This is a genomic window from Paenibacillus sp. J31R122 (assembly GCF_056269185.1).
The window spans coordinates 63026-88046 of the sequence record NZ_JBWDNM010000021.1 but is presented as its reverse complement, the minus strand read 5'-3'; the positions used below and the strand labels follow the sequence as shown (position 1 = coordinate 88046).

Here is a 25021-nt window from a genome sequence, read left to right as displayed (position 1 = left end):
ATCTTTTCTGGGACTCTATCGGACGGTATGGCAGCCCTAAGATTACTTCCCTTCTACGAAAGGAAGGTTGGGTATTATCGGAACGTTTAGTCAGTAAACTCATGCATGCCAATGGACTACGTTCATGTGTATCTAAAAAGTTCCGAGTAAACACAACTGATTCCAATCACTCCTATTCGATTGCGCCAAATATACTGAACCAGAATTTTAAGACGACGGCTCCCAATAAGATATGGGTAACTGACATTACCTATATTTCCTGTCGGCAAGGACGTCTATATCTTGCTAGCGTACTTGATCTATACACACGTAAAATTGTAGGCTGGAAGCTCTCAGATCGGATGAAAACAGACTTGGTGCTTGCAGCATTGGATCACGCCTATGCCGCTCAAAAACCTCCAAAAGGGCTTATTCACCACTCAGACCGAGGCTCGCAATATGCTTCAGATGAATACCGTGCAAGACTAAAAAAATATAAGATGAAAGCGAGTATGAGTCGTAAAGGTAACTGTTATGACAATGCCAGCATCGAATCCTTTCACAGTGTACTCAAAAAAGAGTTTGTTTACTGCACAAAGTTCTACACCAAAGCACAGGCACAACAAGATATGTTTGAGTACATTGAGCTCTTCTACAACAGGAAGAGAATCCATGGTTCTTTGGATTACTTATCGCCAGTGCAATTCGAATTACAATACTATAAAGCACTAGTTTGATACCCTTAAGGAGTGTCTACTTTCTTGACAGAGGTCCATTTTCACGCTTACAGACTTTTTTTTGGTTTGTTTCTGGCCTTTAAGCTTGATTTTCGACCTTACAGACCGCTCCACAGTCCATAAAAACCAACTAATGAGTGCTGTAAGCTTGATTTTTAAGCTTACAGCTCTTTTTTGAGCAGATTTCTGGTCTGTAAGCTCGATTTTCGAGCTTATGGACTATTCGCAGCTCGCCAATACCGACCGAATGAAGCTGTAAGCACGTTTACACGCTTACAGCTTCTTTACTAACCAGTTTGTGAGCAGTTGGCCCGTTTCTCGCATGACCTTACAACTGCACGGTACACAGAGAACATACTAAAAAGAGCTGTACGTTTTATTTACACACTTACAGATTCTATATTGGTTAGTTTTAAAACTCATTTCCGGTTAGTCAACGACACTGGTGCTGGTTAGTTCATACTCACAATTCTAAATAGTGAGTGACTGTGAGTATTGTGCTAGTTAGTTCATACTCATAACTCTGGTTAGTCAGCGACTTTTATGCTAACTAGTTCATTCTCTCAATTCCTGGCTAGTCTGTAACCTCTCTGTGAAGAGGGTTCCATGTCTGCAAATGGTCTACGGTCTACGGTCTTCGGTCTACGGTCTACGCTCTACGCTCTACGGTCTACGGTCTACGGTCTTCGGTCTTCGGTCTTCAGTCTACGCTCTACGCTCTACGCTCTTAATAATAGTTAGTTTGCGGCGTTCATGTTAGGATGACGACAATATGTCTAGTTTGAGCGCTTGCAGTCTACTAACAAAAGCTCCGTTGCCCCTATAGAAAGCGGGGCAACGGAGCTTTTGTGATTTACCAAGCGTAAGCGCGTGGGGCGTCACCGCCTGGGCCTGGGAAGATTTCGTCTATACGCTTCAGCGCTGACTCGTCTAATTGGATTTCAACTGCGCGGAGCGACCGTTTGAACTGATCAATTGTGCGCACACCGATAATCGGCGCGGTCACAGCTGGATTTGATAACAGCCAGGCGAGTGACACGAGATCCTCGGGCTCACCGAGCTCGTCACAGAACTTCGCGTAGGCATCCAACTGCTCGCGATGCTTCTCTAGACGCTTTGTATCACCGCTGCGTCTTCCGCCGTCCTTGCGACGGTGATTCCCTGCAAGCAAACCGCCATCGAGCGGGCTCCAAGGAATAACACCAAGTCCTAACGCTTGCGATGCCGGCAATACTTCCAGCTCTGGCAGACGGCAAAGCAAGTTATATTTATGCTGCTCAGACACTAATCCTAGGGATCCTCTCGCCTTCGCTTCACCCTGCGCCACTGCAATGTCCCAGCCTGCAAAGTTACTGGACCCGATATAGCCAATCTTTCCTTGCACCTGTGCGGTTTCGAATGCTCCCCATAGCTCGCTCCAATTCACCTTACGGTCTACATGGTGCATTTGGTACAGTTCAATATGGTCAGTCTGCAATCGCTTAAGCGAGCCTTCCAAATGTCTGCGAATTTTATAAGCGGACAGACCCGCATCACGATTCGGACCGTCATGGGCATCGTGCATATCACCATATACTTTTGTGGCCAGCACGGTACGCTCGCGGCGACCATTCCCCTGCTGAAACCATTTCCCGATAATTTCTTCTGTTCGACCCGCGTTTTCGCCCCAGCCATAAATGTTAGCGGTATCAAAAAAGTTAATTCCTGCTTCCAATGCTGCATCTAATATATGAAATGATTCCTTTTCATCCGTATCCACACCAAAGTTCATTGTACCCAAACATAATCGACTTACTTTAAGCCCCGATTGTCCTAAATTCGTGTATTGCATATTCTTCATCGCTCCTTCGAATTTATATAGAATGGATATCTTAACCATTATACAGAAATAATAACTAAGAGCCAAATGAAGGAAAACCATGCAACTTGGGTATAATATCCAAGTAACTTATACTGAAAAAAAATACCCCGTCAACCTCGAAAGGGAGACTGTCTGTGCATAATGATCTAAAGTCTTGGTTTGGAGTGGAGATGCGTCTCATCTCCGTTATTTTATTTATTGTGATATTTGTCAGAGGAGCTGTATTAGTTAGTCTCCTTCCTATATTTGGTGCCAAAGTACTTGGCCATACACCTGAAATTATAGGTATCGCTATATCTGCCCACTACATAACGGATACACTTCTCAAAATGGTTATAGGCTACTTACTCGATCGATTCTCTATCCGTATGATCGTTGTAATGGGACTTGCTATATCGCTTGCCGGTGTGTATTTGTTGCAATTCGCCGAGCTGCCCTGGTTATTTATCGGAGCAGCTGCGCTTTATGGCATTGGCATATCACCGATTTGGATTGTATGTCTCACAAAAGTATCAGAAGAGAAGCGTGCTACACAAATGGGCTTCTTATACACAATTTGGCTCGCTGGGCTCGGAAGCGGCCCTATTCTCTGCAATATTTTGCTAGACTACAACACATCTTTCACATATAAGCTGCTGTGCAGCCTATCTGTTCTGGCTGTTCTATTAGCCTTATTCATGAGCAAGAAAAAAGCGGAAACCCCACATCGCATGCCGTTTCGTGAGCAATTGATTATTCTACGCGCTCGGCTCAGCCAAATGAAGGTGCTTCTGCCAGGAATGATTTTACAAACGACAGGCGCTAGCATGCTTATTCCTATTTTACCAAGCTTCGCCGATCACCAGCTTGGACTATCCGGCACACAATATTCGATGCTGCTGACAGCAGGCGGACTGTTTGCCGTAGTTGGGCTAATTCCTATGGGCAGATTATCGGACAAGCTAGGCGGAAAGAAGTGGTTTCTCGTGTTTGGCTTCGGCGCATTCGCACTTGGACTATATATGCTGGCATGGGGGCTTTCCTTCTGGTATTGTTTAATTATTGCCATTGCCCTAGGCTTGTCCTATGCAGCTATATTGCCATCATGGAATGCGCTGCTGGCATCCTTTGTACCTCCAAAGCAAGAAGGTTTGGGTTGGGGTATACTATCTACAGTTGAAGGCGTCGGCGTCATGATCGGGCCAATCGCAGGCGGATATATCGCATCTTGGAACGGCGAGACCTCCGTATTCTGGACAAGCGCCGTCCTATTTGGGATCATCGGATTATTTTATGTATGGTTTCCATTCAAAGCATTTAACCCAAGCGAAGAAGCAACAAACAAGTAGAACGGAGTTCGATATATGAGTCAGCTGCAAGATTGGATTCTCAATATTAAGCATATGGATTTGGATCAAATACAAGCAACATTGGAAAGCTATTCTGGTTGGGGTCCTCTTCCCGGCCTCCTGCTGCCGTTTGTCGAATCATTTCTTCCTATCTTACCTCTAATTCTTATCATTGCTGCTAACGCCAATATATATGGCCTAGGTATCGGATTTTTACTTTCCTGGGCTGGAGTGACTACTGGCGGATTGTGCGTGTTCTGGATAAGCCGCAAGCTCGGAAGAAGAGTTAAGGGTCGGTTGGAAAGACGATTTCCGAAATCACAGAAATTTTTTGACTGGGTAGAACGTAGAGGCTTTACACCTTTATTCCTGCTTGCCTGCTTTCCCTTTACTCCTTCTATTATTATTACCGTCATATCGGGTATCAGCAAAGTACCCTTTCATACGTTTTTTCTTGCCAACCTGCTTGGAAAAGCGGTTATGATCTTTTGTATTTCGCTCATCAGCTTTGATATTGGCAACCTCGTCGATGAGCCTTGGCGTATTTTTGTATCCGTTACAGCAGTTCTCGTCATGTGGTTCGGCGGCAAGCATCTAGAAGCTCGTTATCAACTAAATGGATAAGAGCTAAGCTGCTCATACATTTCTTCCTTTCGTGGCAAACTATTGTTGATCTTCTGCCGAAGATAATGCTTTCCCCAAGGAGGGTTATTTAAAACGATGAGCAACAAAAACAATCATCATGAGATGGCTCCGATATCCGGAGAGGCAGCCGAGGTTGAAGGGGTATACAAGAATCAATGGGGCCGCGTAGAGAAGATGGATCGAGGCGAAATACTTCCGGCAGATCCCATGCTTGGAACGACTGAGTGGGTGCTGGTTGAGTACGATTTCGAAAACAATCACGAAGGGCGTACCGATCCGCAATTAATTCCGGATGATGGCGCTCATAACCCAGAAGCGCATATGCAGCATCCCCGCCGTCATGAAGGCAGCAATAAAACGGACGACGATAATCATTAAGCACATGCTTCACTAATCAAGCTCATCCAGGTAGGGTATGAAGCAGCTTCACAAGAAAAACAGCAGGTCAGAGCGCTAGTAAGCTAGCCTTCAACCTGCTGTTTTTTAGATTATTCGAGAGCTTCTGCAACCGCAGCCGTTCATTCATTCCTCGCTATTAGACGATCAAAGCCCCGTCATCGGCTCCTCAGGCTCACCTGACTTCTCATAATCCCGCTTCGTCCCAACCGCTCGCTGCTGCACTTGGTCGAGCAGCTTTTCTAAACGCCGCAAATGATACGCATATTCGAAAACACCTGAAGCAACAAATACTAGACGCTTATGCTCATCTGGATCTTCCATAATATAAGTGGTTAAATCCTTAATAAGCCGCTCCTCGCGTTCCTCTTCCGGCTCTATTAACACATTCGGCTTCATCTTGTCCTCAGCCTTAAGCAAAATATGCTCATGGTACTTCGATAGGTCTTCAATTTGCCGATCAAATCGCTTCGCCCATTCCCCAGCACTCGGTGATGCAAAATAATGCTCCTCCACGACATCGAGCAAATCCGCCCCTTTGTGCAGCGTCTTAATCATTTGCTTCGATACGAGCAGTTGTCTGGCATGGCTTGTCTTCGTTTTGGCTAATACTTTGCGCTCCTCTTCAAATACCGCATAGCTTTCCTCAAGCTTACGCAGCATTGCGTAAAGCCGATCCTTCTCCGAGCGAAAAACCTGCTCCTTCATTTCATTGGAAATCGCCGTTCGCAGCAGCAGTGAAAGCTGGTTATACGCTTGATGAACGTGGCCTGTAAACTGTTTCCGCGGCCGCGGCGGGGAAACAAGCACGTTGACGATAAAAGAGGATCCAATTCCTGTGAATACCATCAAAAACCGTTCAGTCGCAGTCTCCCAGCCCTGCCCATTTGCTTCCATAATAGCAACGACCGTTACAAGCGTCAGCCCGATTGTGCTTTCCATTCTAAGACGAATACTTATGAGTATAACTACGATACAAACGAGCCCGACAGCGATCGGCGTATGACCGAACAGACGAACTGCAGCTAAAGCAATGAGCGCTCCAAGCAAATTCGTTTGCACATGATCGGCAACACTTTGCCAAGATCGATAAATAGACGGCTGAATGGTCAAAATGGAAGCCACCGCTGCAATAAGCGGTGATTCGAATCCAAAAAATCCACTAAGGTAGATTGCTAGCGCTACGGCCATTCCTGTCTTGAGTACTCTTGCTCCTATTGTCACGCCGATTCCGCCTCCCACCTCATATGCATAAACACCTTCAGCTATTATACAGAAAAAAATGCCGAATTCACTCTATAAATACAAAAAAAGCTCAAAAAAGCGCCAGTTGAATAACTCCTGAGCTGCTATCTTTCTTATAATTTAAAAAGGGTTTCATTTTCATACCTTCACCCTTATAATAATTCGGATGCCTATTCCACCTACATAAATTTCGACAGGAGCACGTGTATGTATCTTATCATTGTAAATGAGTTAGCCGGTAACGGAAAAGGAAAGCGTGTCTGGCATAAAATAGAATCCGCACTAAAGCAGCGCGGCTTGCGCTATTCAACTATCTCTCTTAAAGATCCAAACGCAATAGCGGCCATTTCGGAGCGGCTGCTCCTGCAAACGGCTTCATCGCAAACTACAGAATTAAAAGCAGTTGCCGTAATTGGCGGCGATGGAACCATACATAGTCTATTGCCTATACTGATCCAAAGCAATGTTCCGCTTGCTGTTATTCCGGCAGGCTCGGGCAACGACACAGCCCGCGCATTAGGTATATCGCGCAACCCGCTCATTGCGCTAGAGCAAATGCTGTCAGGCCAAGCAACAGCTATTGATCTTATACAATCATCATCTAGCTTTTTACAAGAAACCACTTCAGAAACAGACGTGGATCAAAGCAAGTCATATGTCGAGTATACGCTGACCGCTGTGGCAGCAGGCTTTGACGGAGCTATAGCCAATGCTGTAAACCGTTCCTTTTACAAACGATGGTGTAATCTGTTCCGAATCGGCTCCTTAGCCTATCTTATAGGCGTGTTCCATACGTTGCTTACATTTCGGCCATTTCCAGTCGTTGTTACGGTTGATGAAATAACACATCGCTTTGAACGAGGGTGGCTCATTGCTGTTGCGAATACCTCCTCTTATGGAGGCGGCTTACGGATATGTCCGGAGGCAAAAGCAAACGATCATTTCCTACATATTTGTATCGTACATTCCTGTACGCCGCTGCAGCTTCTACGCTTATTCCCTACGCTGTTGACTGGGAATCATACAAAGCTGCCTTATGTCAGCATACTTACCGGAAAAGTGATTCATATTGAACCAGAGGTTATAGAGCTTTATGCATTCGGGGATGGTGAAGCGCTTCATGCGCCCCCGCTTCAAGCGAGTGTTCTCTCAAACGCAATCCGTATACTTATATAATGGACAAGCTTAAGGGTGCTTACTCCTTATATGGGAGTCGAATCGTAAAGGTTGTTCCTTTCCCTATTTCACTATGAGCCGTAATCTGACCTTGATGATTATCTACTATTTTGTAAGTGACCATTAAGCCAAGCCCCGTACCTTTTTCCTTCGTCGTGTAGAATGGCTGTCCTATCTTGGACAGCTGCTCCTTAGAAATGCCGGAGCCTTGGTCCTGAATAACAATTTTGACCATTCCGTCATCGTCATACGACATCCTTACCGATACAACCCCACCATTCTGCATCGATTCGATTGCATTTTTGACCACATTAATAAACACTTGCTTCAACTGGTTCTCTACACCCATTACCCATAGCGACTTGCATTCGGTTTGGAAATCGATGACTACATTATACAAAATGGCCTGTGTTTGCAATAAGCCAACCGTTTCGTCCATTAGCTTGCATGTATCCTTTATTGAAAATTCATAGCTTTGCGGCTTAGAGAGCATTAGCAATTCACTAACAATTGATTCAATATGATTGAGCTCTGACTTCATAATGCCATAATAATTGTCACTGCCGCGTCCCGAAGCGATAAGCTGCAAAAATCCTTTCAATGAAGTGAGCGGGTTGCGTATTTCATGAGCAATACCGGCAGCGAGTTGACCCGCGATATACAGCTTCTCTGAATTAATAAGCAGCTCTTCATTTTTTTTGCGCTCGGAAATATCACGTATAATAATTTGCTCGATTTGCCTGCCTGAGAAAGTTGTGCTCACTCGAACTACTTCCGTATGCAGCAGAGTGCCGTTTACCGTCCTCCATTTTAACTCTATCGGTTTATTAGACTTCGCCTGCTTCAACAATTGTGCTTCTTCTACTTCGTCGTCCGTTTCCAGCCATAAACTCATCTCGTCATGGTGCTTCTCTTCTAGCAGATTATAAATAGACTGGCCGATTAAATCATCGCGGCTTTCTATTTCGAACATGTGAAGCCCGGAGCGATTGATAAATTCCCATTTCCCTTCGCTAATTAATGCGATCGTATCCAACGAATTTTCAACCAAAAGCTTATACCTTTTGTCAATTTGCTTAAACTTATTTTCGGCAAACCATGTCGTAAGACTAAAGCTCAGTATGAGTAATGTAGCTATGCCAAACATGAAGGCTAACAAAAGCAGATAATCATTCATTGTATCTGTTGTTATTAATTCATTGTGCTCCACAACAAGAGCTTGAATCGCGAGCTTATGCATCATCATAGTAGACAGACCAAGAATGATGCTGCTTTTTATCTTATGCTTTGGCGACCCTTGACTCATCCAATAAAAAGTGATGTATGAACCTACGAAGATGACGAAGAAAGAGAGTATAAATAGCAGCCAGTTAATCATAAAAGCATTAATAGAACCAGTAAGCATCGTAATGTAGTGAAGCACAGTTGCTGAAAGTGCAATCATCATAGCACTAAAAAATAGTCGTACACGAATAGGCCTGTCCGTATTCAAAATGAGCAATCCTATATAGGTAATGATAGAACTGAAAACTAAAACAAGTAAAGTGTACCCGTTAAGATGAATAATGTAATCGGAGGCAAGTAAGGAGATGACATGTATCGACCATTGACCCAGCCCAAAAACCGCCGCGCTACCAATAAGCCAATTAAAGCTATGAACTTGTTTCTTCGGCTTCATATGCTGGGTCATACTAAGCATCGTATACGATGCGTAACACACAATAATAAATGACAAGATTAAATAGTATGGATTCCCCATAAAAGTGACATGGTTCATAAGACCCCTCTAATTACCTATAAATTTGCAATCACTAGTAAAATTCGACAATTCAACAAAAAACCCTTTCTTATTCGTGCTAATTTTTGTACAAATTGTCGTAATATTAGTGTTCTGTTTCTCTATTCTTCTACTTCCGTTATTATGATAAAATAGGCTTGCTAGAATCGGGCTATACTTTATGAATGTAGGAATAGGAGGAGACATCTTGAAGATCGTCAAGGAATTTAAAGAGTTTGCTATGCGCGGCAACGTTATTGATTTGGCTGTCGGGGTCATTATCGGAGGCGCATTCGGCAAAATAGTAACTTCTATCGTTAATGATATTATTATGCCGCCAATTGGAGCCATAGTAGGGAAGGTAGATTTTAAGGATTTGAAAATCTATCTTGTAACTAAGGAAACCGTAGAAGCCACCGCAGATAAAACGACACTTCCCGCCATAGCTTATGGCCAATTTATCAATGTGCTTTTGGACTTTTTAATCGTAGCATTCTGTATCTTTTTACTTGTCAAATTTATAAATGTACTGCGTCGATCCGAGAAGGTTGAGGAGAAGACACCGGATCCAACGGAGAAGGAATGTCCATACTGTTTGTCGCAGGTACCTATTAAAGCTTCACGCTGCAAACACTGCACATCTCAGTTAGAAGCTGTACAGCATGGCTGATGAACTGTTCGACATTTATGATGAGCAGCTTACACCAATCGGAACTGCGACGCGCACAGAAACACATGCCAAAGGTTATTGGCATCGTTCCTTTCACTGCTGGCTGACGCGGCACGAAGGAAACCGCCGGTTCGTCTGGTTTCAACTGCGCCAATCCGGTAAGGATACAAATCCGAATTGCTACGACATAACGGCTGCTGGCCATTTGTCAGCAGGAGAAACTGTACGCGATGCGGTGCGAGAGCTCGAAGAAGAACTCGGCATTCATGCCGAGTTCGAGCAGCTTATACCGCTCGGACAAATTCGCGAGCAATGCAGCGGTGAAGTGAACGGCTTTCCTTTCATTGATCGTGAGGTTAGCGATGTTTTCGGCTACGTTTGTACCCTGCCGCTAAACGAACTGAAGCTGCAGCCCGAAGAAGTGGCCGCGGTGTTTGAGGCTGACCTCGACGAGCTAATCGAACTGTTCGAAGGCTCTTTGGACGAGGTGAATGTAGAAGGCGTTGTGCTTTCCGGGGAGAGTAACGATTTGGTGCAAGTACAGCGAGTCGTCCACGCGCATCAATTCGTGCCACGCGATCCCTCTTACTATGCAAATGTCCTTCGGGCTTTGCATGGCTGTACGTAGATCGATTAGCTTGAACGTCCGGGCGTCCTTGAACACCCCAAGCCTGTTCCCAATTACGGTACCACATATCGATTAAATAATGAATATTATAAAATTCTGTATTTCGCGGCGCAAGGTCAAAGTCATTCAGCTCAGGCTGATTGTACAATTGCGCCGCCATTTCATGAAGACAGCCATGCAGCCTCGTTTCGATAAAACTTCCAAGTTCATCTTCCGTTGCGAATGATCGCGGATTAAATTGAACCCTTTGCTCCGCCGCAGCATCATAGCAGCTCGTACGGCGTATGCCATCAGGAATCTGACTCCAGCCCGCAATAAACCTTGGATCATAACCCATCCCATCGTGCCAATTATGCACTCGGTTTATATAATCACGGTGAAAACGCAAAAAACGTTGCCCATAGCCTGGCGGCGGCACACTTCCCGGCACTAGATGATACGTATGATGCCAATTTTTATGTTCCTCTAACAACGCTGGCGGAAAGTTAGGTATTCTAGGCATCTTCAATCCCCTTCCTGTTTATTCTTCTCTTTAGCTTAATTCATCTATAATATGCGACTACGTCAGCCTCTGTGATATCTGTCCTAAATCCATAAACAACGAAAAAGACCATCCTAAATGAATAGGACAGTCCTTTTATATCAGTCTGGGACTTGAACGGAGTCAGAGTCGATCAAGTGTTGAGCGTCTCGCAGAAGGTATGCTGCCGCTTCACTCGAAACATGATTTCCATTTTGTGCACGCACTTTATTAACGAATGATTTCAAATTTTCTTGTTCCAATTTTTCAAGCAAACTATTGGTTATTTCGACATCATTGATTTGATGATCGCTTGTAAAACGTGTGACTAAAGCCTTTAAGGTGTCGATGCTTGTTGAAGTTTCGAATGTAATGATTTGACTCATTTCGTTTCCGGCCATATCGCTTGCTCTTACGACAAACGTATGGACACCAAGCGGCAGCGTATATAGAGCAATCTCCGTCCCTTGTTGTACTTCATTCGAATCCAACGTTACCGATACCTTGTCAGGATCTACACCCGACAACGGATCATTCAACTCGATTTCAGGCGTAACATCCACGGAATTGAGATAGGTGCCATCTGCCAACCCAGTTACCGTAATAGCAGGTGCGACCGTATCTAGTTTGACGCTGATGTTTTTCATCTCTTCCACATTGCCCGCTTTGTCCGTAGAACGATAGTGAATCTTAGACTGAGAACCATGATTAAGAGTAACACCATCCGCATACTCTTCCCATACGTTACCACCATCCAAACTGTACTCTGTCTTCGCTACACTAGACAAGTTATCTGCCGCATGCAAGGTCACTGTAACCGCGTTGACGTACCATCCATTCGCTCCATCCGGTTGAGCCGGAGTAACGGAAGCTGTAGTAACGGGAGTGTCCGTGTCAACGTCAAAGGAACGGATCGTTCTGCTTAGTGATCCATGGGAGATGACAATCTCCCCAGAGTCCCATTCAGAAGACATGTAATTTTCACCGTTAATGGTGCTTACAGCGTCATGTGACTTGTAGGCGTTGAAATCAACCGGCATACCATCGATCTCTCTTACATCGGAATTATAGTCCAACTTGATCAACTTGCCATTCAACCCTTGGTACTGGACGTAATATCCGTTGTTAATGACATAAGTAATCGGATGAGCGACCTCATTGGCCAGAATGGCTGTGATGAAGTCCTCGAACGTTCCGGAAAACTCTGCTGGATCTGCCACTTCCAAGACAAACGCCGTATTCTTCGAATTAATTTTCGCCTCGATATCCGCCCATCTCCCGGATTTCGTCCAGCTATACTGAGCGATATCGTTTACGACACCATCCTTTAGCATCTTAACTGCGGCATACACGTTATTTTTTCTAACGAATACCCAGCCCTTGTTTTCTACAACCTCATCCAAATACTTTCTGGGAATCCAAAAATGGCTGAACTGCGCATTGTTCGTTATTTTATGCATGCCAAGCATTACGTTTTCTTCTTGAAAATATTTGTAGGTCATACTTTTGTAGTCACCATTCCAATAGGCATGAGGCGATCCTGTATCTGTTTCATTCAAGCCTGGATGACTGTCGAAAATAACCGCATCCATCGATTTCCCGAATGTTAGAGACCACGGAATATCCTGAAATCCTTGGAAATCTTGGCTGGTAAAAGGTGCAACCTCCTGTTGGACTATCGATCCCAATGTATATTCTGGTGTCACATGGGTGTACTTCTTCAGAGTTTCCGTCTTGTTCCTAGTAGGGATGTCCGGAATCGTATAAACAGCCTTCTGTTCCTTATTAGTCAGTCTCTTGTTTCGATCCCGGGCAAGAGCATACAGCACATCCGATGGTCTATATGTGCTTATTGGCAGCAATCCAGCCTGTACATTGACCTCCGCATAGTCTTCGTCCACATCGACTATAGCAGTATCAAATAGAAAATCCACAACATAATTGGAATGACCATACAACATAGTTTTCGGTGAATTGACATAGGTTCGACCATGAGCGCCACCCATATTGGCGTCTAACGAATCAACTGCCATATCTGCCATCAGATAGTCTAGCATATCGAAAGCCATATTTTTCACAGTTTCATCTTTGGAAAAGGTATACAGCATGGATAAGCCGCCAATATCAATTCCGTAATAACTGATAGAGTCAAACTCCCCCATACCCGTCTTCAGACGAGAATTCATCCATTCGCGCAAATATCCAGTAAACATCGTCTGATTTTCCAATCCTGTCTTTCCGTTCCACATCAACGCATCCGGCCAAAGTTCACTAACGAGGTAGCCACTGGCAAAATAAATGAGCCGATGATTCTCGGACATAAATTCCGTCGGGTTGGAATAATCAATCTCCTGTAACAAGTGAGCCATTCTCTGCCATACCGCGTCGGAAACATTCACTCTGCCGTCAAGCATATTATAGAGAATCAACATCTGAGCAAAGTAAAAATCCGCTGCTCCATTTGCTCTGCCGTTTGGTCTTCCCTCATCCCAAATCACTTCGTCTATCATCCAGTTGACGGCATCATCATAATTTCTCTCTTCGGGATTTAACATCATTTTCCCGAAGATTTCAGTTAAGTACATAAAATGCTTGGCATAAGGAGGACGATCAGACTTTTCGTATGCGCTTCGCAATTTATATAGTAAATTTTCTTGTCTGATTGCCGTGCCGCCTTTGACATATTCCAATTCTGGAATTGTTGGGACTGCTCCAGTTATTGTTAGAGTCAGATCAAGCGGCAAATCATGATAAGCGGCATGAATGGTTACAATGTCTCCTGCGGACGCATTCGTTTTGAACCGGAACGTATCTCCGCCGAATAGTTCCGCTTTGTCAGCACCTGACTTGATGGTAAAGGTTAGCGCCGGATCTTTAGTGATGTACTTCGTTTTTCCTGCGGCATAATGAGCTTTAATCGCGGTCAACTCTGCCAAATCAACGGTATCGTAAATGTTTACTTCCAAATCCGATTTATCTGCCGTAATCGAAGAATGCTCTCCCTCTGCGAGCGATCCTCCTTCCAGCTTTCTGATCCGGATGTCATCAATGTAGACTACGCAATTCTCTGCTCTAAACGCAAAGCCGCCACTCATATCTGTACCAGAAGCATAGTACTGAACCACATTATCGATAGAAAAGATATACTGATTACTGATCGCTTTCGCGGAAAAAGTATGCCAATTGTCATCAACAACATTTACTTTGGGTCCCGGTGAAGTGCCAATTCGCATGTAATTATCATCATTATCGTGCAGTATCCGGTAAACAAAAGGAAAACCGCCCTCACCCAAATATTCATTCTGAATTGCTTTACGACGCATCAGTACTTCGAACGCAGTATTGTAATCTTTCAGATCAATCATTGGAGTTACGATTTTGATCTTACCTTCAATCTCATAATTGGTCCAATCTTCGTCTCCCATCAGTCTGCTGACGCCATTTGCCAGACGGTAAACTTGATTGCCGGTTCCATCATCGACCAAATCCGCCGCTGGCACCGACAGCAATTCAGGATAGGACACGGTTCTCAGGCCCGGCAGCCCAAATGATTCAAGAACATCCCCACTTCTTACCGTCAGTTTAGCTGTATATATCTTTACCTTATACGGGTTCATGACATCTGCTGCTGCAACGGTAATCTCATATGCACCTTCGGCTGTGGGAGTCAGTGTTCCCGCTGCCTGATTAAAACCAAGTGAGGCAGGCATCGAGCTGAAAGTCACTTTATCATTGGGTATGACCGTATAAGAATATGCCGAAGTATACGCTCTTACTTCAAAGCCCGTCGTTTGGCCGGGAGCGACAAGCGCATCCTTAATAAACAGTTGTATTCCCCGAGCTGTGTGTAGTTTCGTTATTTTAAGTTTGTCAAAATAGGCTTTCGTATTCTCAGTCTGCAAATATGCTTTTCCTTTGGTTAATGTAGTCAAATACCTGCCTGAACTTACGATATCGACACCGGACATACTGTCATTTTCTCCGATGAGTGTGGTTGTGCTAACTCTCTTCACTCCGTCTGGAGAGTTAACGCTGAAAACCAGATTATCAAACATCGATGATGGCGAACCGTCATACGGATATTGGGAAATGAGCCGATTGCTGATCATCGCCGACATTTTGACATAGGTATCATTAAAGCTGCGATTAGTTTTATTAAGTGTTTCTGTCTCGATTGAACTGAACGCTCCGTAATACCACTCATTTAACGAGTTGGCATTGTTTCGGGCAATGCCGATTCGATCTCGATGAGCTGGCTGGTTTGCGTCATATTTGTGCGTACTAGCATTGTATTTCAGCGTATCCATATAACGAAACACATAATCTCTGTTGTCACCGCTGTTCCGCAAATGAAACGAAATTCCCCCATTGCTACTGGCATTACTGTTTAACTGCTTGACGTCCGCTTCAACCATATATTCGGAATCCGCATCCGAATTTCCATAATCGCCTTCAATATCCAAGGTCCGTTTAATTCCGCCTATTCCATCGATCATCAGCGCATGGTTGCCCGATCCATCTTCAACAACAGTTATAGCCGAATCGTTAGACGGTACAAAGGATGGCGTATCCCCCTCGAAATCTTCATTAACGACTACTTGGCCGGCAACCCGGATCGGCGATTCATCAAAGTTATTAATGTTTAGCGCCGCGGAATGCCTCAGTCCTCCTAAAACAGCGTATACTTGAGCTGTGCCGGCACCAAGGCCCGTAATCTTTTTCTTTATGGTATCCACTCGAATTTTATCGGGTTGTTCAGTCGAAACTGAAGCATTTTCCGTCACATCCACCTTTTTGCCATCAGCAGTACTTGCAACAATGCGGTATTCCGTCGCTCCGCTTACATTAATATTCCGATTGGTCAGCACTAGACGAAGAGACGTGAATGTGCTGTAATTTTGGGCAGTCATATTCAGTTCCGGTTTCATGGTCGATTCTTTGGAAAAGAAGTTGACATGACTTTCAGAGGAAGCAGCACTATCGATGGCCAGCATAAAGGCCGCTGTCCGATCTGTCATCTGGCTGTTCATAAATTCAGTAACATCGAACTCCACAACGGTGTCGGTGCTTGTAACATTAATTTGCTGAAGCAATGTACCCGATATGGGTGCATTATTCCAGGTAATGCTCCCTTCCTCCCAGTCTTCATCTGGATCAGTTAAACCATAGATACTTACGGTGCGGCTTGCATCGGTTCCCTTTACCTGAATCTGAATCTTTAATTTCGCTTGTTGTACGGCATTATCCAGAAAATCTGAAATATTGAAACGTAAAAAAGCTTTGCGGGAATAGGTTGAATTAGTATCATTTTTCACATCGAGGGTGCTGGCGCTCCCATAATTCGTGTCCGCAAAAGTCCCGCCGCGAACTGTAGCATCTGAAACAGGATAATAATTGACAACAGCTGCCTGCACTTCATTGACCTCCATTCCGGGCACACCTGGAATTCCAGATATACTTAACAAGATCGTAATGACTAGAAAACAAATAAAATTTTTTTTAGTTGACCGTATGCTAAATCCTTTCAAGCCGTCCATCCCCTTTCAAAATGGTACCAAGTAAAGATTTGCTTTCGGATTTTCTATTTCATTAGTAAGACCATTTCAGCCGCTGCCAGCAGAACAATGCCTGTACCATGATCATCATTGATATAGGTGGGAATATCGAAATAATAGGAAGATTCCTTTGCGCAACCTGAACCGAGACATACTCCATATACATTCCCCTCAGCGTCTACACAATGATGCATTAGAGCAAGCCAACCTTTATTCACCACCTCCAAATATTCACTTCCCAGCCATCCCAAGCGAATTCCTCTGGCAAGAGACAATACAAACATTGCGGTACATGAGGTTTCCTCATATGAAGCGCTTTCATCTAACACCTGATGCCACATTCCAGATTCGTTCTGATAAGTTGCAATACCAGCCGCCAGTTCCTTAAACAATTGAAGAAGCCAATCACGCTCCGGATATTCACTTGGGAGGTTGAGCAGTATTTCTGTCATTGCAAAAATGACCCATCCGTTCCCCCTTCCCCAAGGTACTCGACTGTTCACATCTTCCAACGGATAATAAATATGGGCATACAAGCGTTTTTCCGGCATCCATAGCTGTCTATGGAAACCTTTTGCTTGACGAATGACCTCATCAAAATAACGGGTATCCCCCTTCAATTGACCCACACGAACGAGAAATGGACAGCTCATAAAAAAATCATCCGCCCACATCGTTTCTACCCGATAAAACGTACCGTCATGCATCCGAGGTACGTCATTCATGACGGCATTGCCTATTCGATCAATTACCGGAAGCATGGATTCGCATCCTGTGCGTTTATAGGCTTCGATAAACATAACGCCAATCGCGCCGCATGGATCGAGCTCCTCCAAGCGCTGAGCGCGCGGAATTAAAGACGGTACTCCGTAGCGCTTGGCATCCCAGAGCGCATAATCATGATACTGGGCCATGACAGCCATGCTATCCGTTGCATAACGAATCACCTCGGTTGACCCTATCGTTTCGGCCGCTTGCAACAGCCCGTACAGTCCAACCTGGATGGCATAAAACCATTGGCCGAAGAAGAAGCCGTCCAAATAAGGTCTGACAAAGGTGTCAGGAGATGAAAGCCGCCAGTAAGCTTTAGCCTCACCTTCATCTATGACATACAGATGTTCAAAGCCAATTGGAGCCATTTCTATAGCAAAACTCTGATCCAGCAGTGCTTCCGCTTCCACTCCCGAACTGCCAAATGGCCCTATATAAAGCCAACGTGCGTCATCGCCGCGCTTGGAGTCAAGTTCGGGTACTCCATCTGCCCTCTGCCCGGTCACAGTATCTATTATTTCCGCCTTAAATCCCCATCTGCTAGCCTCAGTGTGACGAATGCATTTAATAAGTACTTGTCCACGTGGGTTAGTTGAAACAACCTCGATTTGAATCTGACCAGCAGCAGTTGAACGATACACCTCCATACCATCAATCCAAACTTTAATCCCACCTTCATGCACGACATACAACATTAGGGAAGCGATATCATTTTTTGAATAATAAGTCATCCCATAAGCACTAGCAGTATTCGGACCGTACATTTCTGTAAAATCCGCGAACTGAAGCCCCGTCTGTGCAGAAATAGTTGGCTCCCACGAGGAGAACTGACCCGACAACGCTTCTGTTTCAAGATTTAGTAGCATTTTACTGCCCCGCTCGCTGGCCTCCGGAGCAAAAGGACCGATGTAGGCAAATCCTTCCTCACCTTGCAGCACCCACTGCGGAAACGTTGGACGTGTTGAAAATAAATAGTCTTTGGCCCACATTCCCGGATACCTCGGAAATGCAATAATAAGATCGAATCCAAAGCGATGGCGGTCCCTTACACATTGCAGAAGCAGTACATTCCACCCTCGCTTCATCTTTATGGGAATCGTCTGTGTGTCAGCGTACATCTCACCGTTGACCCACAGCTTCGAGTTGCCTTTTGCAGTAAGTATGACATCCTGCTCTCGGTCGGCATGAAATCGGGCTGCAGCATAAGCAACGGAGCCTTCCTTTGCGTCGGGCCAACAAGCCATAAAATCCGCTTCATACGGTCCGAATGGAGTTTTCTGTTTGATGGGCTGTTCCATGTAAGGACGCAGCCGAATCGTCTTTCGCGAACGAGTCTCAAGCATCCGCTCCGTTACGCAAGCGATCACTCCAGCAGGATCTGTAACCCCTGCCTGAAATATTGATTTCCCCTGGTCCATTTTTTCATTCATGGGCTTATCTCCCTCGTATTCTTTATCCTTTTAACGCTCCGATCATCATGCCTTTCACAAAATACCTTTGCAAAAAAGGATAAAGGGCCAAAATCGGAACAGTGGCGACGATAATGACAGCATATTTGATTGTCTCAGCCACTAATCCTTTATCGAATGAATCCGTTCCGACTAACATTGCTTCGGTATTGTTTTGCACTAGGATTTCCCGTAATACAAGCTGCAGCGGATACAAATCTCGATCGCGTATAAAGAGCATCGCGTTAAACCAGGCATTCCAGTGGCCGACTCCATAATAAAGCACCATAACAGCTAGGACGGGTAGGGACAGCGGCAAGACGATTTTGAATAATACCGTCAAATGTGTAGCCCCATCCATTTTTGAAGATTCTATTATCTCCTCCGGTATGTTCATAAATGACGTTCGCATCAATATCAGATTAAACGTATTGACGGCTGTCGGTATAATGAGTGCTAACAACGTGTTGTCCAGATGAAGACCTTTAACCGTCAAATAATAAGGAACCAAGCCGCCGCCAAAGAACATTGTAAACACAATGATCATCATAATGGGATTGCGCCACAACACATCATTGCGGGACAAAAAATAGGCGCCGAGTGAAGTCATAAACAAGTTGAATGTAACTCCGGTGACAACAATGATAATTGTATTCAAGTACCCGCTCACTATCATCTGGTTTTCTAGCACCAAGTTGTATGCTTCAAGCGAAAAGCCGGCCGGTTTCAGCAGCAACCCCTGATGGGCCAAATAATCTGCTGGATTGCTTAGCGATGCGAACAATACATACAGGATTGGATAAGCGGTAACTAATGAAAGCAGCAAGAGTATTAGTACATTTGCGACAATAAATCCCTTTCTGCTGATGCTTGTTTTCACTCTGTCTTCCTCCTACCATAAACCTGATTGATTAATTTTTTTACTGAGCCAATTCGCTCCGATAAGTAATATAAAATTGATGGTGGAATTGAACAAACCTACGGCAGAACTGAAGCTCCATGCGAATTCTTGCAAACCTTTCCGGAATACATAGGTTGAGATAACGTCCGCGGACTCATAAATGGCCGGATTGTAGAGCAAAATGATTTTCTCATAGCCTACACTCAAAATGCCTCCAACTTTTAAAATGAGAAGAATAATGATGGTTGGAGCAATTCCTGGAAGTGTAACATGGAGCGTTTGCTTCCAACGTCCGGCGCCATCAATCGTGGCCGCCTCATACTGCTGCGGATCAATGGAGCCCATCGCAGCTAAATATATAATCGATCCCCAACCAATCTCCTGCCAAATCTCTGAAGATACATAGATGGGAACGAAATAGCCCGACTTATTCAACATCGTCTCTATGTCACCACCGAAAAAAGCGATGATCGTATTAATAATTCCAGTATCGCGAGTAAAATCGATGATCAGGCCGCACACCACGACCAGTGAAATAAAATGTGGCATATAAGTAACCGTTTGGATGAACCGAGAGAAAAAGCGGTTTTTAACTTCATTAATCAGCAAAGCCAAAATTATCGGGGCCGGAAAGCCAAAAACGAGTGAAGTTAAGCTAATGACAAGGGTATTTTTAAGAATGCGCCAGAAATAATAACTGTTGAAAAATTCTTGAAAATGTTCGAATCCAACCCAAGAACTTCCCCATATGCCTTTGGTCGGCACAAAGTCTTTGAAAGCAATAATTGCACCATAGATTGGCATATAATGAAAAATTATATAGTAAAGGAGCACTGGTGAAACGATGAGATACAATGAATAGTTTTTCAGCCAGTCCTTGCGAATTTTACTGCGCAGTGTCTCACGGACTTGCACACTCATACTTACACCTTCTCCCTGTTTATAGGCCGGGATGGATAATGTAACTAGAAAATCATCCCCCCGGCTGTCAGCTATAATGCTATCTATTGTTGTATCGTTCCAGCGCAGCCTGTTGCATGCTGATCGCTTTTTCAATCCCTAGCTTTTTCATTTGCTCTACGTATTTGTCGAAATTGCTGATCGGTTCCGAACCCATAATGAATTTAAGTAACATTTCATTCTCATAGGTCGTAACTTCATTCATAATTTTTGCCATCTCACCCTGCTGCTCGGTGGTAACAAAGATTGGCGGAAGGAAATGCTTCGCCGCATCCGTATTGATCCATGTCGCTCCCGCTTCTGCCTGTACCGGAATCATTGTCTGCAAAATATCCGGATTCTGAATGAACGGCCCCATATCATGCGACAACGTGTATTGTGCCATCGCCTGGCTAATTGGCAATTTGTCGGGATTGTTAAGAATCAGATCGGTAAATACGGGATTATCGTTATCCATCGTGTAACTTATGCCTTCAATACCGAAGTTGGCGAGCCGCATCCCCTCTTCGCTGTACAGATAGTCCAAAAATTTAGCAGCCGCTTCTTTATTCTTGCTATTGGCTGAAATCGCCGCCCCGAAACTAGTGAATGGTAAGGAATATTGTCCAAACTGCGGTTGCTCCCCCTTATTCAATACTGGATACGGAGCGCCGATAACCTGGAATTTGGGATCCTTTTCCTTCATAGTCGTCGTCCATTTCGCCACACCGCTGGCTGCACTGGCAACGGTTGCGCCTGATTTGCCATTCATAATGTTGGCGTCCACCGTTTTCGTATCCAGTGTGGCGAAGTTATTGTCGAGCAATTTTTCGGAAAACCACTGATTCATCGTAGTAAGAAACTCTTTGTACGCTGGTTCAATCGGTCCGTACTTAACCTGTCCTTCATCCGTATAGAAGCCTTTGGTAGTCCCATAGGCACCGATAAATGTTCCCCATGACAGAACAGCCTGAATATTCCAATATGGACTAAACGGAGCTGCCGCCCCTTTCTTTTCTTTGAATGCCGTAAGCATCGTATGCCATTCGTCCATCGTCGTCGGTACCTGAAGTCCTAGCTCGTCTAACCAGTCTTTACGAATAACCGGCCCCGCGGAGACGAGCAACTTTTGATCACCGCGAATGAATGGGAATGAATAGTAGCTACCTTCATCTGTCTTGACCATCTTGTCAATGTCCGGATTATCCTGCAAATACTTGGACAAATTCGGCGCTTGCTTCGGCTGCAAATCGTTCAACTTGGCGATGACACCATCGGAGATCGCTTTCTCCGGACCTCCGGGGTATTGGGTCCAGTTGTACCAAATGATATCAGGCAGGTCACCGGAAGCAATCATCAAATTAAACTGTTCATTTTCAGTGCCAGCTGCAGGATGAATGAATTCTACTTCCACGCCTGTACGTTTTTTTAGTTCTTTTGCAAATTCCGTTTCCACAAGATTTTTGAAATTAGCCGATGTATTTGGAGCCAACGGGAGCCAATATTTCAGTTTTACTCCCCCGCTAATCGGATATGATGCCTCCCCTTGCGAATTTTCCTGAGAAGCCTCTGACCCAGCCGTATTCTCGGGATCTTTCTCCTCGCCTACTGGATCATTCCCTTTCGCGCACCCTGCCGTTGTTACGATAAGCATGGCCGCAGCAACGATTAGCAGAAACATACTCTTTACACGTTTACTCATTGTTAGCCTCCCCCAAATTTTTTACTGTAATTTTGCAAAGTCGACGTCGACAGTTTTAAGTTTAGTCACGATATCTCCGAACCGATAGAGACAGAACCTAAAAACGGGGGACATTATCTCAAAAACGTTATCCCTACAGGAAAAAATAAAACTCCTACGAGGGGACAATAGCTAGAATCAAGGGGCTTATTTCGAAAAAGAAGGCCAACCAGGAGTTACTGGCTGACCTCTTGTCGTTTTGAATTATTCAATCGTCTCTGAATATTTGCCTGGTGTAACCCCTTCATATTTAGCGAAAACGCGGCGAAACGTACGAACGTTGGCATACCCGACCATCAGAGCGACGGCCTCCATATTCATGCCCTGTTCCTTCATAATTTGTTTCGCCTGCTCTATGCGGTATTTTCCGATAAAATCAAGAAGTGACACTCCTGTACCATCTTTGTATAGCTTCGATACATAGGCCGGGTGCATATCGATTTGTTCAGCAATGGAAGCAATGCTCAGGTTAACATCATTGTAATTGACCGCTACGATATCAGTAACTCTTTGAAGAACGTCATTCGCCCGTTTTCCAACCTGCTTCTGCCCTACAGAATCGCAAATACTGCGTAATATATTTTTTAGCTGCTGCTTCATTTCACTAACCGTCTGGCAACCCAGCAGTCGGTCAATCGGATTAAGTTCTTCCAAGAAAGCATTATCATAGATAGCACTTATTCCATTAATTGTTTTTATCATCGTACCGACAAGATCTACAAAAAGACATTTGGCAAGTTTGAGTGGAAGCTTGCGCTGCTCTAGATTGTCCTTAAATACTTCGTCTATAATCGCTTCGGCAGTACCATAATCGCCTGCCTTGATGCAATTCATCAACGCCTGTTCTTTCTCAAGCGGATAATAATACTCGCCATTGGCACGGGGCAGCTCCATATCACTGTAATCCATGATTCCATTCACACCGTAAATGCTCTGGTATTCCATGACCTCCAGCGCTTCGTAATACGCCTTCGAGATTCCCGTTATTGATATATGTAGGCGACTCAGCGCAATCGTCACCGGAACCCGGTAATTGCTCTCCATAAATTTTAGCACTTGGCTTGCAACTTCAGTGAAATCCTGCTTCCATGCAAGCTCCTGTCTCTCTCGAAAATTGACAAGACAAACGATGAAATCGTCTAGCTCCATGACAAATCCTTGATTAGCTTGGATCGCCAACTCTTCTGCCACATTCATTACCGCAAAGCGCACTAACGGAGGCGAGATGTCATTGTAATCTTCAACATTAATGATCATGACAGCAAACTTATCAGATACGAAATCGATTTCATGCAAATTCATCAACTGTTGCAGCGGAATCGCGCTATCCCGGCCTTTGAACAGCTTCTCGAGAAAATGATCGCGCATAGCGCTCTTTTGCCGCCATAATTTGCTTCCCATTTCCTTATTTTCAAGCAATGTGGAATAAATCTCTTGTTTCATAAAATCATATTCATTGAATCTCTTGCTGACAGCCTTATCTTCGTTTTTCTTTTCTTGGAACATGTCGAGCATTCCACGTACAGGCGAATAGTTACGACGTACGAAAGCATAAGTTAGACCGCAACCCACGCACAGGCATATGAGCAAACTCATCATTGTCGCTTTCTTGATACCTTCCAACTTGTCCCAGAAGATATGCTCAGGCATCGTGACTACATACTTCCAATCAGTTGTATATGAACTAATATATGAAATGACCAATTTCTGGTCACCATCCTGCACCTTGAGAATACCGCTATCGCCGCTTAAATCACTATAAGTCACCGGTAGTGGCCCATCCATTGAACGAGTAGAAGCAAGTACCTGATTGTTATCATCAATAATAGCTGTCACACCGTTGTGCAAATAATCTTCTGCATTATCCACCCAAAACTTCGCCTGATCCAAAAAAATGACGATGTTACCTTGACTCGTCCCGTTCTTCCCTATCGGAATCGAGCGAATAAAGGCCAGATCATTGCCAAACCTCACAAAATCACCTTGAAAATAATCGTCCAAATATCTGATCCAAGCACTATATCCTTCGCTGCCTGCCCCATACAAATTATGATAAACAGTTTTGCTAGTATTACTTAATTCCGGTGTAACGATCGTATCAATGGCTTTGAAATAGACAAAGTAATCATTCCACCGATTAGATGATTTGAACACCTTTAGGCTTTCGAAAGCTTTGTAGAGTGTAAAATATTTTTCTGACTTCAGCGGCTCCTGAATTGTCAGCAGTTCCTGCACTTGAGGATTTAAGGCGATTTCCACACTTAGTCGATTTGCATCCTCAAGCAGTGTGTCTATATCTTTTTGCACCTTGGATAGTATTAGATTATTTGATCGGTTAACTTCATCGACGATTGTTTGATTAGATTTCACATAAATAAAAACACCTGTCAATACGGGTACAAGCAGAATTGCAATATACGATACTAGCCATGAGAATATGATACTGCTTCGTTTAAAAAACATTTTATGCCCCCTCGCTTGACCCTGCTGCTACAAAGCAATTATAGCTATCCGGTATACTTCTGTCTAACAAAATGATCAAGCAGAAAATATCGTATTCTAGCAATCCGTCTGATTTTTACGAATCCGATATCACCAGAGAGAAGCTTGAACAATCAATGGATTACAAACACGAATAAGGGAATTGAACCTTCGGCCTACGCATTACGAGTGCGTTACTCTACCCCAACGCCAATTTCAGTCT

The 25021-nt window shown here is 44.3% G+C and carries 16 protein-coding genes; 7 read left to right on the top strand and 9 right to left on the bottom strand.

Features of this window, described 5'->3' with window-relative positions; translation table 11 throughout:
- The coding region (locus AC0YN7_RS26675; protein WP_475813057.1) for an IS3 family transposase at positions 1 to 716 on the top strand (716 nt) is incomplete at its 5' end.
- A gap of 853 nt (positions 717 to 1569) precedes the next feature.
- Here AC0YN7_RS26675 and AC0YN7_RS26670 read toward each other — a convergent pair.
- Positions 1570 to 2547: an aldo/keto reductase gene (locus AC0YN7_RS26670; protein ID WP_475813060.1), complete on the bottom strand. Its 978-nt coding sequence runs from the start codon at positions 2545 to 2547 to the stop codon at positions 1570 to 1572.
- Between the two features lie 164 nt (positions 2548 to 2711).
- Between AC0YN7_RS26670 and AC0YN7_RS26665 the strand changes: the two genes are divergently transcribed.
- From AC0YN7_RS26665 to AC0YN7_RS26655, 3 genes are all read left to right on the top strand, one after another.
- A complete protein-coding gene (locus AC0YN7_RS26665) occupies positions 2712 to 3905 on the top strand; it encodes an MFS transporter (RefSeq protein WP_475813056.1) in 1194 nt (397 codons plus the stop codon).
- Between the two features lie 15 nt (positions 3906 to 3920).
- Entirely contained in the window at positions 3921 to 4529 is a 609-nt protein-coding gene (locus AC0YN7_RS26660; protein WP_475813055.1) for a TVP38/TMEM64 family protein, read from the top strand.
- A gap of 96 nt (positions 4530 to 4625) precedes the next feature.
- Positions 4626 to 4928, top strand: coding sequence for a transposase (locus AC0YN7_RS26655; protein WP_475813054.1), 303 nt, complete (start codon positions 4626 to 4628; stop codon positions 4926 to 4928).
- Positions 4929 to 5093: 165 nt separating this feature from the next.
- On the opposite strand, the gene AC0YN7_RS26650 is transcribed toward AC0YN7_RS26655, so the two are convergent.
- Positions 5094 to 6170, bottom strand: a complete 1077-nt coding sequence (locus AC0YN7_RS26650) for an FUSC family protein (RefSeq protein ID WP_475813053.1) — start codon at positions 6168 to 6170, stop codon at positions 5094 to 5096.
- A gap of 228 nt (positions 6171 to 6398) precedes the next feature.
- Here AC0YN7_RS26650 and AC0YN7_RS26645 point away from each other — a divergent pair, with 228 nt between their 5' ends.
- The gene (locus AC0YN7_RS26645; protein WP_475813052.1) at positions 6399 to 7367 is read left to right on the top strand and encodes a diacylglycerol/lipid kinase family protein; all 969 of its coding nucleotides are present in this window, start codon (positions 6399 to 6401) and stop codon (positions 7365 to 7367) included.
- A 19-nt stretch (positions 7368 to 7386) separates the two neighbouring features.
- On the opposite strand, the gene AC0YN7_RS26640 is transcribed toward AC0YN7_RS26645, so the two are convergent.
- Positions 7387 to 9144 (bottom strand): ATP-binding protein, encoded by a 1758-nt coding sequence (locus AC0YN7_RS26640; RefSeq protein ID WP_475813051.1) that lies wholly within the window; start codon positions 9142 to 9144, stop codon positions 7387 to 7389.
- Between the two features lie 181 nt (positions 9145 to 9325).
- On the opposite strand from AC0YN7_RS26640, the gene mscL reads away from it, so the two are divergent.
- Together mscL and AC0YN7_RS26630 are read left to right on the top strand one after the other, a co-directional pair.
- Positions 9326 to 9814 carry a large-conductance mechanosensitive channel protein MscL gene (mscL, locus tag AC0YN7_RS26635; RefSeq protein WP_475813050.1) on the top strand — a complete coding sequence of 163 codons (489 nt, stop codon included), beginning with the start codon at positions 9326 to 9328 and terminating at the stop codon, positions 9812 to 9814.
- Positions 9807 to 10442, top strand: coding sequence for an NUDIX hydrolase (locus AC0YN7_RS26630; RefSeq protein ID WP_475813049.1), 636 nt, complete (start codon positions 9807 to 9809; stop codon positions 10440 to 10442). The genes mscL and AC0YN7_RS26630 overlap by 8 nt, the downstream gene beginning before the upstream one ends.
- 642 nt (positions 10443 to 11084) lie before the next feature.
- Here AC0YN7_RS26630 and AC0YN7_RS26625 read toward each other — a convergent pair.
- From AC0YN7_RS26625 to AC0YN7_RS26600, 6 genes are all read right to left on the bottom strand, one after another.
- Complete coding sequence (locus tag AC0YN7_RS26625) at positions 11085 to 16490, bottom strand: CBM96 family carbohydrate-binding protein (protein ID WP_475813048.1); 5406 nt, start codon at positions 16488 to 16490, stop codon at positions 11085 to 11087.
- Between the two features lie 53 nt (positions 16491 to 16543).
- Complete coding sequence (locus AC0YN7_RS26620; RefSeq protein ID WP_475813047.1) at positions 16544 to 18718, bottom strand: glycoside hydrolase family 88/105 protein; 2175 nt, start codon at positions 18716 to 18718, stop codon at positions 16544 to 16546.
- A 22-nt stretch (positions 18719 to 18740) separates the two neighbouring features.
- Positions 18741 to 19616, bottom strand: coding sequence for a carbohydrate ABC transporter permease (locus AC0YN7_RS26615; RefSeq protein ID WP_475813046.1), 876 nt, complete (start codon positions 19614 to 19616; stop codon positions 18741 to 18743).
- 12 nt (positions 19617 to 19628) lie between these two features.
- Positions 19629 to 20558: an ABC transporter permease gene (locus AC0YN7_RS26610; RefSeq protein ID WP_475813045.1), complete on the bottom strand. Its 930-nt coding sequence runs from the start codon at positions 20556 to 20558 to the stop codon at positions 19629 to 19631.
- 79 nt (positions 20559 to 20637) lie between these two features.
- Positions 20638 to 22278 (bottom strand): extracellular solute-binding protein, encoded by a 1641-nt coding sequence (locus AC0YN7_RS26605; protein WP_475813044.1) that lies wholly within the window; start codon positions 22276 to 22278, stop codon positions 20638 to 20640.
- A 243-nt stretch (positions 22279 to 22521) separates the two neighbouring features.
- Positions 22522 to 24780, bottom strand: coding sequence for a helix-turn-helix domain-containing protein (locus AC0YN7_RS26600; RefSeq protein WP_475813043.1), 2259 nt, complete (start codon positions 24778 to 24780; stop codon positions 22522 to 22524).
- Positions 24781 to 25021 lie beyond the last annotated feature (241 nt).

Bases quoted from the DNA above. Each gene is read 5' to 3' on its own strand.
- AC0YN7_RS26670 (WP_475813060.1), bottom strand. From the start codon at position 2,547: ATGCAATACACGAATTTAGGACAATCGGGGCTTAAAGTAAGTCGATTA.
- AC0YN7_RS26660 (WP_475813055.1), top strand. From the start codon at position 3,921: ATGAGTCAGCTGCAAGATTGGATTCTCAATATTAAGCATATGGATTTG.
- AC0YN7_RS26655 (WP_475813054.1), top strand. From the start codon at position 4,626: ATGAGCAACAAAAACAATCATCATGAGATGGCTCCGATATCCGGAGAG.
- AC0YN7_RS26645 (WP_475813052.1), top strand. From the start codon at position 6,399: ATGTATCTTATCATTGTAAATGAGTTAGCCGGTAACGGAAAAGGAAAG.
- AC0YN7_RS26640 (WP_475813051.1), bottom strand. From the start codon at position 9,144: ATGAACCATGTCACTTTTATGGGGAATCCATACTATTTAATCTTGTCA.
- mscL (WP_475813050.1), top strand. From the start codon at position 9,326: ATGAATGTAGGAATAGGAGGAGACATCTTGAAGATCGTCAAGGAATTT.
- AC0YN7_RS26630 (WP_475813049.1), top strand. From the start codon at position 9,807: ATGGCTGATGAACTGTTCGACATTTATGATGAGCAGCTTACACCAATC.
- AC0YN7_RS26620 (WP_475813047.1), bottom strand. From the start codon at position 18,718: ATGAATGAAAAAATGGACCAGGGGAAATCAATATTTCAGGCAGGGGTT.
- AC0YN7_RS26610 (WP_475813045.1), bottom strand. From the start codon at position 20,558: ATGAGTGTGCAAGTCCGTGAGACACTGCGCAGTAAAATTCGCAAGGAC.
- AC0YN7_RS26605 (WP_475813044.1), bottom strand. From the start codon at position 22,278: ATGAGTAAACGTGTAAAGAGTATGTTTCTGCTAATCGTTGCTGCGGCC.
- AC0YN7_RS26600 (WP_475813043.1), bottom strand. From the start codon at position 24,780: ATGTTTTTTAAACGAAGCAGTATCATATTCTCATGGCTAGTATCGTAT.